Origin of the sequence: Bacteroides caecicola, assembly GCF_023337095.1 — a bacterium.
Taxonomy (GTDB): domain Bacteria; phylum Bacteroidota; class Bacteroidia; order Bacteroidales; family Bacteroidaceae; genus Phocaeicola; species Phocaeicola gallinarum.
In genome coordinates, this window is record NZ_JAMBLM010000015.1 from 46793 (window position 1) to 62068 (window position 15276).

Consider the following 15276-nt stretch of genomic DNA (forward strand, 5'->3'; position numbering starts at 1 on the left):
GTTATATGTAAATTTAAGTATTTAGAATCCTAATTTCAGACCAACATTGATAACACGGGTAAGCGGATAATTCGGACGGTCACTCTGGCGTGATTCCGGATCACCCCACATAAAATCGGTTATCGTAAACAGATTGTAAGCGCTTACATACAAACGACATTGGTCCATTTTCAGTTTTTTCATAAATGGCAGACTGAAATTATAACCAACTTCCAAACTCTTCAGGCGCAAATAACTGGCATTACACAAATACAGATCGGAACCACGATAGTTATTTGCCTGTGCCGCTTTTGATATGCGCGGGAATTTTGCTGTATAAGTATCGGCAGATGAACGCCATGTGTTCTCATACTGATAGAGTAACAATCCCTTATTTTGGGTATCACCCAACGGTTGGCGGAACTCAGATAACAGACGGTCAACGTTCCATGCTCCGGTAAATTGTGCAGAGAAATCCCATCCTTTCCAACTAAACCCAAGATTTAATCCGGCTGTATACTCCGGTGTATCGGTAAAACTCAAATCACGTGTAGAATCGTCACCGTCAATAACACCATCTTTATTTAAATCAACGAATACGGCATCACCCGGTTTCAGAGACAAACCGTGATCGGCAATAGGAATACCGAATTCTTTTTGGTATCGAGCATCTGCTGTTTCATCGTAGAATCCCCAGAATTTGTAAATAGAACGAGAACCGATAGTACGTCCGGTTTCGTACATCCACGGTTCGTTTTGGTCGACTTCATTTTTATAAACAATCTTATTACGCGCAAATGAAAGGTTAAAGTTTGCCCAATAACGGAAGTCGTTACCTATTTTGTCGTTCCATTTCAACTGCACTTCATAACCCTTATTTTCAGTTTTACCAATATTCATGATAGGAAGCGTCATACCCAAAATACCCGGCATGTAATCGGGTTGCGTAAGAATATCGCGGCGTTTTTCAATAAAATAATCAACCGAAACTCCTAATTTTTCATGAAACATAGAAAAATCAATACCGTAATTCTGTTTAACAGCTTTTTCCCAAGTTACATCCATATTCGATTTGGTTGCCTCGTAAGCTCCGGGCTGCGCGCTTGTAGCATTCGAACCGAAATAATAGCCGTCGCCTCCTAATACATAGGCATCGGGCAAGTAAAGGAAACGGTTGTTTCCGTTATTATCATTACCTACCATACCCACGGAAGCTCGTAATTTTAAATAATTAATGACTTTCTTTATCGGTTTAAAGAAAGATTCTTCACTGACAATCCAGCCGATAGAACCTGCCGGAAAGAAACCATATCGCTTACCCGGTGCAAAATTTTCAGAACCGTTATAACCAGCGTTAAACTCAGCCATGTAACGTGTTTTCCAATCATACGTTACACGTCCTACAAAGCCTACGTATGCCGAAGGGATATCATCGTAAGTTCCACCGGGATAATAACGTTTTGATTGGTTATATAATAAAAGTCCGGTCACATTATGATCGCCGAATTTTCGGTTATAGTTCAACGCAACTTCCATATACCAGTCACGTGACTTTCCTTCCCCGTTGGTATTTCTGCTATACGATAACTGAGAGTCTGAACCATTCTTACGATACGCTATCGAGCCATCATCTTGAATAACGGGTGTATAAGTCGCAATAGAAGAACTTGCCACTTTCTGCGTCCAATAACTTGTATTATATGAACCTTTGATTTTAAATGAAAGTCCTTTCGTTATAAAATCCAACTTTTGGTCTAACATCAAGTCAATATTCAACACATTGGTAGTAGTAGTACGGAAACCTTTTCCGTAATAGGAATCCAATCCATCTACCCCCGTAAACGGCAAATAATCGCTGTTAGATACGATACGTTTTCCATCAACTATTCCGGCTCCCGCAAACGGAACAGCCCAATACAGTTTTCTAAATAACTGGTTCTGATCTTCTCCCGATTCTGGAGTACGTTTAGTCTCAATACGCCCACCGATATTTACTGAAATCAACGTGGTTTTCGTTGCATCAAAGTCTAAATTGGCACGATAATTATATCGTTTGTAATTGAAGTTAAAATCATCAGAAGCTGCAAGCTGCTTAAACATACCATCTTGAGTAAACATACCTGCCGAAACGAAATAACGCATACGGTCTGTTCCACCAGTAATATTTATATTGTGTTGTGATTGAAATGAAGCATCATTCATACAATAATCCAACCAATTTATATCTGGATAAAGAATAGGATCAGTATGGTCACGGAATTTTATAAGTTGTTCTTCAGAGAACGTCGGCACACCTCCATCGTTCACCATCATATCATTATAATAGGAAGCATACTGATATGAATTGGCAAACTTCAACTGTTTAGTCATCAGATTAACACCTGCCGAAGTAGAAAACGAAATCTTGGCTTTACCCTCTGAACCGCGTTTGGTAGTAATAAGGATAACACCATTCGCACCACGCACACCGAATACAGCCGTAGCCGAAGCATCTTTCAATACAGTAATACTTTCTACCTCGTTCGGATCGATTTGTGAAAAATCACGTTCTACTCCATCTACCTGAATCAACGGAGCAGCATTGTTCCACGTAGCGATACCGCGCACATACAAATCAGCAGCATCGGCTCCCGGCTCGCCTGAGTATTGTACAGAAGAAATACCGGTAACCTGTCCCGATAAAATGTTGGAAAGAGAAGCAGCAGGTGTTTTCAACAAATCTTCTCCTTTCATAGATGAAATGGCTCCTGTAACCGACACTTTCTTTTGCGAACCGTATGCCACCACTTCTACCTCGCTCAATAACTGCGAATCATCTTCCATTACAATTCTCAGTTCTTTACCTGCGCTAAAACGACTGACAATTTGGTCTTTATACCCAATGAAAGAAACTTTGATCTTACTTCCTTTTGGAATAGATAAAGAAAAGCGACCGTCGAAGTCGGTAATTGTACCCATTTTTGTACCTTCAACCATCACGTTTGCACCGATTATACCTTCTCCTGCCTCATCAACAACAATTCCTTTAATCACCTGTTGCTGCTGACTAACTTGAATTTCCGAAACGGAATTCGTTGCCATCGAATGAATTGGAGAGAGTACCATGAAACCTGTGCATACCATCCAGTTAATCCATTTCGGATTTTTTCGTAGTGAATCTGATTTCATTGTTTTTCTCAGTTTTAAAATTAAGGATAATAGTTCTCAAGAAGTTAACTTCCTCTTCTTTCAACTTTATTAATCTATGAATTGAGAAATTAACTTACGGGCACAAATATAGTAAAATACAATACATATACTTTAACAAAAAATAAGCAAGAAACATATAAAAATCGTTCAAATGGCTCTATAAGCATATAGAACGAGGTTTTAGAGAAGTTTTACTGAGAATAAGAATTGATGCTTTGCCGATTTTTCCTAAGAGAAGCAGCAAAAAACATTAACTGAATTTACAATAAAATTCAAGGTAAAACAAAGTCTGCGGACAGTTTGCTGATTTTTTGCAACTGTCCGCAGACTTTACGTATTAAATTAAACGGCAATATAAGATATTTATATTGATAAATCTCTATTTTAATTCTTACCGGACCTCATTTCAGAACTTGAAAAGATACTATCTGATGCATGGAGCGGTTGTCCGAATAAAATAGAAGAACTTATCCGCATGATTTGAACAAGACTTACCGCAGTATTTTTACTCTTTTTCCATTTCGATATTATAGATCACAGGGTCGTATTTGTTAATCTTTCCCGTACCCAAATCGATGAGGAAGCCCGGCCAGAACAAGATATTCCACAGGGCTTTCGGGTTGAATTGGGATTCGATGATAAACGGAGTGTTTTTATAACCTTCTTTCTTGGCTATCATTATTTTGTCTGACAGTTTCTTTTTCAGTTTCACGGTCGTTACGCCTCCGTCTTTTATTTCCGACAGCTTTACATTATTCGTTCCGTCGTAGATTCTGGTTCCATCTTCGCCCATAAAAGTGACTGTTTGACGGGAGTTTGAAAAGATGGTCATACACGAAGATAAGGCTGCTGATGACAGGATGACTGCCAACATCAATAAAATTTTAGTCTTCATAAATAAACATTTCCGGTTAAAACATTTGCAATTACAACATCATATTTTTTGTAAAACAACATTGTTTCTCTTTATGTTCATACACACCAACTGTTTTTCAGAAATGGTTAAAACGCCTGTCTCTGTCGGGAAATCTACAATATCGTTTCTCCTTCGATATACTGTTCGAGGAACATGTTTTCGCCATCGAATACGGCGTAAGAAAATTCATGAATCCAGTCGCCGAGAATCATCATGCGGGTGGTGCGGTTCAGCATCAGGTCGAGCATGATGTGGCGATGACCGTAAATAAAATAATTAATGGTGGGATGGTTTTTCAGGTAATCTTTTGTGAACAAGACCAAAGGCTCGCGGTCTTCTCCCATATAGGGGGGCTCTTTCCCGTTCTCACGTTTCAGACGACTGTGCTTAGCCCACTCCAGACCAAATTCGATGCTCCAGCGCGGATGCAGGGTAGAGAACAGGCGCTGTAAAGTATGGCTGTGGAATATCGTACGCAAGAAGCGGAACTTGCGGTCGTCATCGCCCAGTCCGTCGCCGTGGGCAAGGAAAAACTCTTTGCCGTAAATCTCACAAGTCAGCGGCTCGCGATGGATTATCATCCCGCACTCTTTTTCCAAGTAATCGCCGCACCAGATGTCATGATTGCCGATAAAGAAATGTACCTCTACGCCCATGTCCGTCAGTTCAGACACTTTGCCGAGGAAGCGCGTATATCCTTTCGGTACTACCAGTTTAAATTCGTACCAGAAGTCGAACATATCACCCAACAGATAGACGGCTGCCGCCTTATGCTTGATGCTGTCTAAAAAATTCACCAGCCTGCGTTCTTGCGTACGGCTGTGCGGAATGGCCCGCGAACCCAAATGGGCGTCCGAAAGAAAATATACGTTTTTCATAAATACCTTCCTGCTTTTAGTCGTTATAAGAAACCTAACTCCAGCTTTGCTTCTTCGGTCATCATGTCTTTGTCCCATTCGGGCTCAAATACCAGATTGACTTGTGCCGACTTTACTCCATCTACTGATTCTACCCGTTGGCGGATGTCTTCCATGATGAAATCTGCCGCCGGACAGTTGGGAGCGGTCAGCGTCATGTCGATAACCAGTTCACCGTCGTCTTGCAAGTCTATTTTGTAGATAAGACCTAAATCGTATACGTTGACAGGGATTTCCGGGTCGTATACCGTCTTCAGCATCTCGATTATCTTTTCCTCTATTTTTAATTTCTGTTCGTTATCCATATTCATTATATTATTCTGTATTGCAAATGTAATAAAAAAGATTGAATATCAAAGCCTGCCTTCATCGGCATAGCTATAATACCCGCCGTCTGTCACAATCAGATGGTCGAGCAGGCGGATGTTCATGGTTTTGCTTGCCACAGCTACCGACTGGGTAAGGCGGTCGTCGTCTGTGCTGGGAGTTCTGTTGCCCGACGGGTGGTTGTGGCAGAGCACAAACGCCGTGGCGCGTTTCAGCAGGGCTTCGCGCAGGATGCAGCGCACGTCTACCTGCGTCGATGCCAGTCCGCCCCGGCTGATTCGGACCGTATCAATCACTTTCGAGGCTTGATTGAGCAGCATTATCCAACATTCTTCTACCGGAAGGTCGCACATCAGCGGATGAAACCAGTCGTAAATATCCGTGGAACAGCGGATTTGTTTCCTCCGGGCGGGTTCTTCTTCTTTGCGGCGCTTTCCAAGTTCGGAAGCAGCCAGAATGGTGACGGCTTTTGCCGGCCCGATGCCTTTGTAGCGGCAGAGGTCGTCGACCGTACATTTACCCAATTCGCTCAAACTGTTCCGGCAACCGTCTAACACCTTTCTCATGAGTTCTACTGCCGTATCCTCGGTATTTCCTGAGCCTATCAAGATGGCAAGCAGTTCGGCGTTGGTCAGCGCAGCTGCACCGTGAAGCATCATTTTTTCGCGCGGGCGGTCTTCTTCCGCCCATTGGTTGATATTCAGTTTATCCGTCATTTATAGAAATTCTTTTCAAAAGCGGAAAAGGCGTCTTTCCCTAACACACAGCGTTTCCACCATGCACGAAGAAAGCCCGTCCCGTAGCCCGTTAACTGAATAAACGCGGCAAGTACGGAAAGTATACCTATTTTCATACTTTTATTTTGAAAAGAAGCATCCAAAAAGATGATCAATGCAAACAATGCCAACAGCGTCAGGCTCCATGCACAAACCAATGAGGCAAGCAAGATTAAAACCACGCCCACGGTGAATACTGTCGGAAGCAGGTGAACGAGCTTCAACGATTCGGGGTATTTTTTATACAGGTTGATTCGGGCTATACCGGAGTTATGCACTTGTTTGAAAAACTTGCGGAAGTCGGTGCGGCGCTTGTGCCACACCCATGCTTCGGGGAACAAGCGGCAACGGTATCCGCCTTTGAAAATACGGATGCTGAAGTCGATGTCTTCGCCAAAACGCATGTCGGAAAATCCGTGTAACGCCCGGTATACCTCCGTACGCACGCCCATGTTAAAACTGCGGGGATAAAACTTGTCCATTTTTTTCTTGCCGCCCCGTATGCCTCCGGTGGTAAAGAAAGAGGTCATCGCGTAGTTGATGGCTTTCTGTACGGGGGTAAACGAATCGTGGGCGCGGTCGGGACCTCCGAAAGCATCGGCAGGCTCACGCTGCAACTCGGCTTCGACGGCAGCCAGATAGCCTTCGGGCAAAATGCAGTCCGAATCTAAAATCAGCAAATATTCACCATTGCTCCGTTCCGCTCCGTAGTTTCGAGTTTGCCCGGGCCCGGAGTTCGGCTTCATATAATAATGTATATCCAGACTGTCCCGGTATTTCTCTGCCACATTCTTACAAGGCAGCGAAGACCCGTCTTCTATAATGATGACTTCAAAATCACGAAAGGTCTGTTTCGTCAGGCTGCATAACAGTTCGTCCACCTCGTCGGGACGGTTATATACGGGAACAATAACGGAGTATCGCATGGGGTATTTTTTCTTAAAACATTACCGGACAAAAATAGGGAAAAGCCGCGTAATAAACGAATCGGAAGGCGGAAAAATACAAGCCGTAGGACGATGGAACGCAAGCGGTAGTTTTCATCTGCGCTTGCGGTAGCGTAATGGAACGCAAGCGGTAGCGTTCAGACGGGCTTGATAAGCACGGAAAGAATGCAAAAAGACGCGGATTAACGCCGGCTTCACAGACGGAAGAGTCTGTCGTTACCGCGCTAATCCGCGTCCTTGTTACGGCGGGGTGCGCACAAGTGGCGCACGATGCCGGTTAGTATTTCATCACGCCTTTACACGGCCTACGTATGAACCGTCGCGTGTGTCTACTTCGATGATTTCATCTTGGTTGATGAACAGCGGAACACGTACCGTTGCACCGGTTTCTACGGTTGCAGGTTTCGTGGCATTGGTAGCCGTATCGCCTTTCAGTCCCGGTTCGGTGTAAGTAACCTTCAGCTGAACCTTAACCGGCAGTTCGGCATACAGAATTGTTTCAGTAGAAGCGTCAGACACAACGTCTACCACCATTTCTTCTTTCAGGAAGTCAACGCCTTCGATTTGGTCGTGAGCGATGGGCACTTGTTCGAACGTTTCTTGGTTCATGAAGATATAATCATCACCTTCTTTATACAGATATTGGTACGGACGGCGTTCTACGCGCACGTCTTCCAGTTTTTCACCGATGTTGAAACGGCGTTCCAACACGTATCCGTCAACTACGTCTTTCAGCTTCGTACGCATGAACGTGTTACCCTTTCCCGGTTTTACATGCAAGAAATCGATACAAAAGTATAATTTGCCATCCATGCGGATAGCGGTTCCGATTTTAATGTCTTGAGCATTAATCATAATGTTGTATTCTTTATTATTATGTGTAATTATAGATTCGTCGACAACAATTCGGATGCAAAATTAATTGAAATCACGAAAAAACACAAAAAGATTTGTCTAAAAATGAATTAGCTATTGGTTTATTTAAAAAAAGTCACTAATTTTGCAGCCCGAACGCTTAGAATAATAACATAAAACATATACGAACAATGAAAAGAACTTATCAACCTTCGAACAGAAAGAGAAGAAACAAACACGGTTTCCGTGAAAGAATGGCTACTGCAAACGGTCGCCGAGTATTGGCTGCACGCCGCGCTAAAGGTCGTAAGAAACTGACCGTATCTGACGAATACAACGGCGTTAAAGCGTAAGATTCTCTCAGGAAAAGAAAATAAGACAAAAGCCGCAAAGATAAAAACAACGTCTTTGCGGCTTTTGTTTTTCACCGCCTCCACAGCCCCCCAAAACGCTACCGTTAGCGTTGGCTGTTCCTAACGGTAGAGTTACCCGGTTCTACCCATACGGTTGCCTCGTTCTATGGGTAGCGTTTTCAGGCTTCCCGCCAAGCCGGATCACGTTTAAACGACACCCTCCGGCAGTAAAAACAGATTAACAAAAAAAAGCAATGAATGATTCTATCCTAATCAGGCAAGAAACGGAAAAAGATTTCGGACAAGTAGAAGAAGTGGTACGCCTTGCGTTCGGTAACATGCCAGAAAGCGACCACACGGAACACATCTTGGTTGAACGGCTTCGGCAATCGGACGCTTACATTCCGGAGCTGTCTTTAGTGGCCGAAACGGGTGACAAAAAAATCGTGGGACACGTTTTGCTGTCGAAAGTAACAATCGTATCCGCCAACGGCACGCATACAGTCTTGTCTGTCGCCCCTCTGTCTGTATTGCCTGAATTTCAAAGGCGGGGAATCGGCGGAATGCTTCTTCGTGAAGCCCACCAAAGGGCGTCGGCGTTAGGCTATGGCGGCGTACTGCTGCTTGGGCATGAAGATTATTATCCGAGGTTTGGCTATAAGAAGGCATCGGCATTCGGCATTAAGTTCCCATTCGATGCCCCCGACGCATGTTGCATGGCGATGGAACTGAAAGCAAACGGGCTGAACGGGATAAGCGGAACGGTGCATTACCCCGATGCGTTCGGTCTGAACTGATTCTATTTCTTTCTGAAATACATCCTATTTCCTGACACAGGCGGATAACTACTCCCGGCTATTTTCTTGTCTTTGAAACTGTTTTGAATTTCTACAAAAAGTTTTTCTTGCCTGATGCATCCGTTTTCGTGTGTGCACGGGCAGTAAATTCAAAAACAGCTTCTTATTTGTTATGTAAGCAAATTTACGTATGCTTTACATCTGTTAACACTTGTCGAATCTGTACAAATTTGCAAGGATAAACAACTAATACTAAACAGGCAACTTTTAAAAGTGATATGGGCCAAAGGTATGAATGAAGAACAAAAGTAGGAAAAAGACACGAACAAAAACCTTTAAAATTATGGCACATGAAACGAATTTACCGAAAGCCTAAATTGTACATTCTTCCCAATATGGGAAGTTTGTCGAACGCCCAACTCATTCCTCTCTCTGACAATGAGTTTGCTTTATACATGCAAAAAAGCAAAGAAATAGAGTATGCCAAAGTGTATAAAGCCAATCCGAATCTGATTATGCGCAAGGTGGGAGACGAATGCGTATTAGTTCCCACCAACTTCGAGATAGACATCAACGCACTGATAACGCTTAACCCCACGGCGGAGTTTCTGTGGAAACAGTTTGAAACGCCGTCTACCATCCCTCAGGTTCTTGCGAAAGCCCGCGCTGCACACGATGATGAGGACGGAAGCATGGAGAATGAAATCAGATGTTTCGTAAACGATTATGTTCAATATAACTTTATAACGGAGGAGAAATCATGAAAACAAAATGGATTACACCCAGAACGGAGATTGAAGCGTTTATTCCCGATGAGTATATAGCAGCATGTTGGGGAGTGGCTTGCAACGTAGATGCTGCCAATTATTATGAACAAACCCATTATGCAAATCGAGGGGAAACTTGGTGGGATAGAGGTTGTACCCATGATGCCGCCCACTGCGGAGCAAGTAATAACCAAGTTATAAAACTTAATGACGATGGAACACCAAATAGAATGGTAGAAACCGGAACTGACGGACTCGGAGACTTAGACTGTTACCTTACAAATGCTAACTATATGGGCACAGTACCTATCAGCAGTGTAAACGTCGGTAGTACTATTTATTGGACTACAATCTCAGGTAATAGAACTTGGCATCATGTAGGATTGGTTACAGCTACCGTTCCCGGTCGCCCGAACGCATCCTAAACAAATCAAACGAAAATCCCCCAAAGACACTTTCCAAGGAAGGTCTTTTCCATACGCAAAGGTCTGTCGGCAAAACGCTCTCGCCGACAGACCTTAATTTTTTATCCGCCGATACGATATTGAAATAAACTTATAGAAGTTGAATTTTTATCGAACCACTTCGGAAAACGAAGTATTTTTAGTAACTTTGAACGCTAAAAATAGAAGTTATAAAAAATGAGTGAAGAAGTAAATCAAAACAGCGGGAACAGCTATTCGGCAAGCAGTATTCAGGTACTGGAAGGACTGGAAGCCGTACGCAAACGTCCCGCCATGTATATCGGCGACATCAGTGAAAAAGGTCTGCACCACTTGGTATACGAAGTGGTGGACAACTCGATTGATGAAGCCCTCGCAGGCTATTGTACCCACATCGAAGTGACCATCAACGAAGACAACTCAATCACCGTACAAGACAACGGTCGCGGTATTCCGGTAGATTTCCACGAGAAAGAAAAGAAATCGGCACTGGAAGTAGTTATGACCGTTCTTCACGCCGGAGGTAAATTCGACAAGGGTTCGTATAAAGTATCCGGAGGTTTGCACGGAGTGGGTGTATCGTGTGTTAATGCCCTTTCTACCCACATGACCACCAACGTATTCCGCAACGGCAAAATCTACCAGCAGGAGTACTCATGCGGCAAACCGCTGTATCCGGTAAAAGAAGTGGGAACAACCGACATTACAGGTACGCGGCAAACATTCTGGCCCGATGCCAGCATCTTCACCGTAACCGAATATAAATACAGCATCCTGCAAGCACGTATGCGCGAACTGGCATATCTGAACAAGGGTATCACCATCACGCTGACCGACAAGCGCGAGAAGGAAGAAGACGGTTCGTTCAAGCAAGAGGTATTCCACTCGGAAGAGGGCGTAAAAGAGTTTGTACGCTTCTTGAACTCAAACAATACGCCGCTTATCGACGATGTTATCTATCTGAACACCGAAAAGCAGGGCATTCCCATCGAGTGCGCCATCATGTATAACACCGGATTCCGCGAAAACCTTCACTCGTATGTGAATAACATCAACACCATCGAAGGCGGTACGCACGAAGCCGGATTCCGCACGGCGCTGACCCGTGTGCTGAAGAAATATGCCGAGGAAAGCAAGGCGCTGGAAAAGGCAAAAGTAGAAATCTCAGGCGAGGACTTCCGCGAGGGACTGATTGCCGTTATCTCGGTTAAAGTAAGCGAACCTCAGTTTGAGGGACAGACCAAAACCAAGTTAGGTAACAACGAAGTGAGCGGAGCTGTAAACCAAGCCGTAGGCGAAGCATTGACTTACTACTTGGAAGAACATCCGAAGGAAGCTAAAATAATAGTAGACAAAGTGGTACTGGCTGCTACGGCACGTATCGCCGCACGCAAGGCACGCGAATCGGTACAGCGCAAGAGTCCGATGGGCGGCGGAGGACTGCCGGGCAAACTTGCCGACTGCTCCAGCCGCGTGGCAGAAGAATGTGAGTTGTTCCTCGTGGAGGGAGATTCGGCAGGCGGTTCGGCAAAACAGGGACGCAGCCGGCAGTTCCAAGCTATCCTCCCGCTCCGCGGTAAGATATTGAACGTGGAAAAAGCCATGTGGCACAAAGCGTTTGAAAGTGACGAGGTAAACAACATCATTCAGGCATTGGGCGTGCGCTTCGGCGTAGACGGCGACGACAACAGCAAGAAAGCCAACATCGACAAGCTGCGTTACCACAAGGTAATCATCATGACCGATGCCGACGTCGATGGTTCTCACATCGACACGCTTATCATGACGCTGTTCTACCGCTACATGCCCGAAATTATTCAGGGCGGACACCTGTATATCGCCAACCCGCCGCTGTATAAATGCACGAAAGGTAAAATCAGCGAATACTGTTACAAAGATGAAGACCGCGACGCCTTTATCCGTAAATATGGCGACGGAAGCGAGCAAGGCATCCATACCCAGCGTTACAAAGGTTTGGGTGAGATGAATCCGGAACAGCTTTGGGAAACGACCATGAATCCCGAAACCCGCATCCTGAAGCAGGTAAACATTGAAAACGCTGCCGAAGCCGATTACATCTTCTCCATGCTGATGGGAGATGATGTAGCTCCGCGCCGTGAGTTCATCGAAAAGAATGCCACTTATGCCAATATTGACGCATAATTTCTTCTTAACTTACAGATAAGTTCAGATTATTCATATAGACGGGGTGATTCCGATAACCGGAAATCACCCCGTCTTTCTTATCTCCTCTTTCCCTGCATCCCAAGATTAAAAAACCATAAAAACCACCCGCTTCTGTTATTTATTCCGTACGAATGAATCCCCCGATTGTTTTAATAAGTAAATTAAGCACTGATTAATCACCGGATAAACATATATATTATGGTACGGATATATTGCAAAAACACCAATTCCTTCAAAGATTTCCCCGAAGGAATATCATTATTAGAAATCTATAAAGGTTTCGACTTGCAGATGCCTTACGGCACGGTAAGTGCTAAAGTAAACAACAAAGTAGAAAGCCTTGACTTCAGAGTATATTATAATAAGGATGTAGAGTTTTTAGACATTACCAGCGCTTCGGGTATGCGTACGTATGTACGTTCGCTCTGCTTCATTTTGGTTAAGGCGGTAGAAGAGCTTTACCCCGAAGGAAGCATATCGTTAGAACATCCCGTATCGAAAGGATATTATTGCAACCTGCATCTTGACCGCAGCATCGGATTAGATGATGTGAAACGTATCAAACAAAAAATGCAGGAAATCATCGACGAGGATATTCCCTTTCAACGCACGGAGTCGCACACTGACGATATAGTCCGCCTGTTCCGGCAGCATGGCATGTTAGACAAAGCAAAACTGCTGGAAACTTCCGGTCAGCTTTATTCATATTACTACCGCTTAGGAGACACGGTAGACTATTATTACGGCAGTCTGGTTCCCAGCACAGGATACATTCAGCTGTTCGACATCGTAAAATACTACGACGGCTTATTGCTGCGCATCCCGAACCGGGAGAATCCCAACAAGCTGGAAGAAGTGGTAAAACAGGAAAAAATGCTGGAAGTCTTTCAAGAATACCAGCGCTGGAACCGGATATTGGGTATCAGTACCGTAGGAGATTTCAACATCGCTTGCAACAAAGGACTGGCTACCGACCTGATAAATGTATCGGAAGCGCTTCAGGAAAAGAAAATAGCCCAAATAGCCGATGAGATTACTTCGCGTAACCAAAATGGGGAGCGGGTTAAGTTAGTATTAATTTCAGGACCTTCTTCTTCCGGGAAAACGACTTTCAGTAAAAGACTTAGCATTCAGCTAATGACAAACGGAATAAGGCCTTATCCTATTTCACTGGATGATTATTTCGTCAACCGCGAGGAAACTCCACTCGGAATAGATGGGAAACATGATTTTGAATCGTTTTATGCGCTGGATTTACCGTTCTTTGAAGAGCAGCTAAAAGAACTACTTGAAGGAAAAGAAGTGGAACTACCACGTTTTAACTTCGTAACCGGTAAAAGAGAATGGAGCGGAAAAAAACTTCGCATCGACGACCACATGGTTTTAATACTTGAAGGGATTCATGCCTTAAATCCTGCACTGACTCCCAATATTCCGGCTGAAAGCAAATATAAGATTTATGTATCTGCTCTTACTACAATCTTATTAGACAATCATAACTATATTCCAACAACTGACAACCGATTATTAAGGCGAATTATCCGCGATTATAAATACAGAAATTACTCGGCAGAGGAAACTATCGCACGCTGGCCAAGCGTCCGTGCAGGAGAAGATAAATGGATATTCCCTTACCAAGAATACGCAGATACGATGTTTAATTCGGCCTTATTGTTCGAACTTGCTGTCATGAAAGAATATGCGGAACCCATTTTGCGCAAAGTACCCAATAACTGTCCCGAATATTCAGAAGCCCACCGACTCCTGAAATTCTTATCTTACTTTACGTCGCTACAAGATAAGGAGCTTCCTCCAACTTCCCTTCTACGCGAATTTTTGGGCGGAAGCAGTTTCAGATATTAAACTTAATTACTACGAAAGCCATCTTGTTCACAGGATGGCTTTTTTCGGCTCAGTAGAAATTTAGTGGGGATAAATTTGTAATCTAATCGAATAGTTCTTTACTTTACAGCATGGAAAACGATTATTTGAGCATGTTGGCCAGTATTGTACTGCCCACACAGATATTGGATTACTTCTCCATAGTCGGTATATCGCAGACTTCTACGGAAATCCACATCAGTCTGGACGAGAAGATGCATCCGGAACTAAGCAAGGACGTACACTTTGAATCCAAAGGTTTTATGGAAGCGGTAAGCGTGACGGATTTCCCAATACGTGACCACAAAGTGATTCTGAAGATCCGTCGCAGGCGGTGGACAGACACGCGCACGGGCAAGAGTTTCAGCATCCCGATAGACCTTGACATTGTAGCCAAAGGAACTCGTTACTCCAAGGAATTTGGAGCTTTTTTAAAAGAAACGTATGGAGACGTCCCCCGTGACCTGCCATACGCTTGAGGAGTTCTACCACATCGACGGGCATACGTTTGAGAAGCAATACAAGGAAGTGCTGAGCGGTTTCCGGCAGTGGGAGCAGTTGGAACATGCAGATAAATGGCTGCTGTTCCCGGAGAATATCGGCCCTTGTCTGGCTATCGACGAATCCTCGCTATCCAATGGTGAGCTGTACACGTTTGTAACCAACCGTGAGGTCCGCACGCGGGAGCAATCCTTGGTTGCCGTCGTTGCAGGTACAAAAGCGGAGGACGTAATCGCTGTCCTGCAACGGATTGACGAGGAGCATCGCAATGCTGTCGAGGAGGTCACGCTTGACTTGTCGGACTCCATGCGCAAGATCGTGCGTGCGGCATTCCCTAAAGCCAGCCGGGTCATCGACCGCTTACATATGCGAACTTATATGCATATCCCCACTAAAAAGCTACTGACCCCTTTTTTCTTGTGCTCCCTTATCATTGCCCGT

15 protein-coding genes are annotated in these 15276 nt (G+C 44.2%); 8 read left to right on the forward strand and 7 right to left on the reverse strand.

The features are described 5' to 3' along the window. Positions 1 to 21 precede the first annotated feature (21 nt). From M3085_RS12430 to efp, 7 genes are all read right to left on the reverse strand, one after another. Positions 22 to 3060 carry a SusC/RagA family TonB-linked outer membrane protein gene (locus M3085_RS12430; RefSeq protein ID WP_225230904.1) on the reverse strand — a complete coding sequence of 1013 codons (3039 nt, stop codon included), beginning with the start codon at positions 3058 to 3060 and terminating at the stop codon, positions 22 to 24. A 613-nt stretch (positions 3061 to 3673) separates the two neighbouring features. Then, the gene (locus tag M3085_RS12435; protein ID WP_178257315.1) at positions 3674 to 4063 is read right to left on the reverse strand and encodes a hypothetical protein; all 390 of its coding nucleotides are present in this window, start codon (positions 4061 to 4063) and stop codon (positions 3674 to 3676) included. 134 nt (positions 4064 to 4197) lie between these two features. Next, positions 4198 to 4962, reverse strand: coding sequence for a UDP-2,3-diacylglucosamine diphosphatase (locus M3085_RS12440; RefSeq protein ID WP_178257316.1), 765 nt, complete (start codon positions 4960 to 4962; stop codon positions 4198 to 4200). Between the two features lie 23 nt (positions 4963 to 4985). Next, positions 4986 to 5306 (reverse strand): metal-sulfur cluster assembly factor, encoded by a 321-nt coding sequence (locus M3085_RS12445; RefSeq protein ID WP_178257317.1) that lies wholly within the window; start codon positions 5304 to 5306, stop codon positions 4986 to 4988. Positions 5307 to 5354: 48 nt separating this feature from the next. Beyond that, positions 5355 to 6044 (reverse strand): RadC family protein, encoded by a 690-nt coding sequence (gene radC, locus M3085_RS12450; RefSeq protein ID WP_178257318.1) that lies wholly within the window; start codon positions 6042 to 6044, stop codon positions 5355 to 5357. Continuing rightward, positions 6041 to 7030 (reverse strand): glycosyltransferase, encoded by a 990-nt coding sequence (locus M3085_RS12455; RefSeq protein WP_249053157.1) that lies wholly within the window; start codon positions 7028 to 7030, stop codon positions 6041 to 6043. The genes radC and M3085_RS12455 overlap by 4 nt, the downstream gene beginning before the upstream one ends. Positions 7031 to 7339: 309 nt before the next feature. Continuing rightward, entirely contained in the window at positions 7340 to 7906 is a 567-nt protein-coding gene (efp, locus tag M3085_RS12460) for an elongation factor P (protein WP_178257320.1), read from the reverse strand. 191 nt (positions 7907 to 8097) lie between these two features. Between efp and rpmH the strand changes: the two genes are divergently transcribed. From rpmH to M3085_RS12500, 8 genes are all read left to right on the forward strand, one after another. Continuing rightward, on the forward strand, positions 8098 to 8259 hold the full coding sequence (gene rpmH / locus M3085_RS12465; protein ID WP_007571228.1) for a 50S ribosomal protein L34: 162 nt from the start codon (positions 8098 to 8100) through the stop codon (positions 8257 to 8259). Positions 8260 to 8513: 254 nt separating this feature from the next. Further along, a complete protein-coding gene (locus M3085_RS12470) occupies positions 8514 to 9056 on the forward strand; it encodes a GNAT family N-acetyltransferase (protein ID WP_178257321.1) in 543 nt (180 codons plus the stop codon). A gap of 350 nt (positions 9057 to 9406) precedes the next feature. Then, a complete protein-coding gene (locus tag M3085_RS12475; RefSeq protein WP_191709878.1) occupies positions 9407 to 9820 on the forward strand; it encodes a PqqD family protein in 414 nt (137 codons plus the stop codon). After that, positions 9817 to 10248, forward strand: a complete 432-nt coding sequence (locus M3085_RS12480; protein ID WP_249053158.1) for a hypothetical protein — start codon at positions 9817 to 9819, stop codon at positions 10246 to 10248. The genes M3085_RS12475 and M3085_RS12480 overlap by 4 nt, the downstream gene beginning before the upstream one ends. A gap of 216 nt (positions 10249 to 10464) precedes the next feature. Next, positions 10465 to 12429, forward strand: coding sequence for a DNA topoisomerase (ATP-hydrolyzing) subunit B (gene gyrB / locus M3085_RS12485; protein ID WP_178257324.1), 1965 nt, complete (start codon positions 10465 to 10467; stop codon positions 12427 to 12429). 222 nt (positions 12430 to 12651) lie between these two features. Further along, positions 12652 to 14316, forward strand: coding sequence for a nucleoside kinase (locus M3085_RS12490; RefSeq protein WP_225230897.1), 1665 nt, complete (start codon positions 12652 to 12654; stop codon positions 14314 to 14316). A gap of 110 nt (positions 14317 to 14426) precedes the next feature. Next, the gene (locus M3085_RS12495) at positions 14427 to 14813 is read left to right on the forward strand and encodes a hypothetical protein (protein ID WP_004326196.1); all 387 of its coding nucleotides are present in this window, start codon (positions 14427 to 14429) and stop codon (positions 14811 to 14813) included. Next, the coding region (locus M3085_RS12500; RefSeq protein ID WP_249053159.1) for a transposase at positions 14779 to 15276 on the forward strand (498 nt) is incomplete at its 3' end. The genes M3085_RS12495 and M3085_RS12500, both read left to right, overlap by 35 nt.

Coding starts and splice junctions, on each gene's coding strand:
- M3085_RS12445 (WP_178257317.1), bottom strand. CDS start 5,306: ATGGATAACGAACAGAAATTAAAAATAGAGGAAAAGATAATCGAGATG.
- M3085_RS12470 (WP_178257321.1), top strand. CDS start 8,514: ATGAATGATTCTATCCTAATCAGGCAAGAAACGGAAAAAGATTTCGGA.
- radC (WP_178257318.1), bottom strand. CDS start 6,044: ATGACGGATAAACTGAATATCAACCAATGGGCGGAAGAAGACCGCCCG.
- efp (WP_178257320.1), bottom strand. CDS start 7,906: ATGATTAATGCTCAAGACATTAAAATCGGAACCGCTATCCGCATGGAT.
- M3085_RS12480 (WP_249053158.1), top strand. CDS start 9,817: ATGAAAACAAAATGGATTACACCCAGAACGGAGATTGAAGCGTTTATT.
- M3085_RS12455 (WP_249053157.1), bottom strand. CDS start 7,030: ATGCGATACTCCGTTATTGTTCCCGTATATAACCGTCCCGACGAGGTG.
- M3085_RS12490 (WP_225230897.1), top strand. CDS start 12,652: ATGGTACGGATATATTGCAAAAACACCAATTCCTTCAAAGATTTCCCC.
- M3085_RS12430 (WP_225230904.1), bottom strand. CDS start 3,060: ATGGCAACGAATTCCGTTTCGGAAATTCAAGTTAGTCAGCAGCAACAG.
- rpmH (WP_007571228.1), top strand. CDS start 8,098: ATGAAAAGAACTTATCAACCTTCGAACAGAAAGAGAAGAAACAAACAC.
- M3085_RS12435 (WP_178257315.1), bottom strand. CDS start 4,063: ATGAAGACTAAAATTTTATTGATGTTGGCAGTCATCCTGTCATCAGCA.
- M3085_RS12440 (WP_178257316.1), bottom strand. CDS start 4,962: ATGAAAAACGTATATTTTCTTTCGGACGCCCATTTGGGTTCGCGGGCC.
- M3085_RS12495 (WP_004326196.1), top strand. CDS start 14,427: ATGGAAAACGATTATTTGAGCATGTTGGCCAGTATTGTACTGCCCACA.
- gyrB (WP_178257324.1), top strand. CDS start 10,465: ATGAGTGAAGAAGTAAATCAAAACAGCGGGAACAGCTATTCGGCAAGC.
- M3085_RS12475 (WP_191709878.1), top strand. CDS start 9,407: ATGAAACGAATTTACCGAAAGCCTAAATTGTACATTCTTCCCAATATG.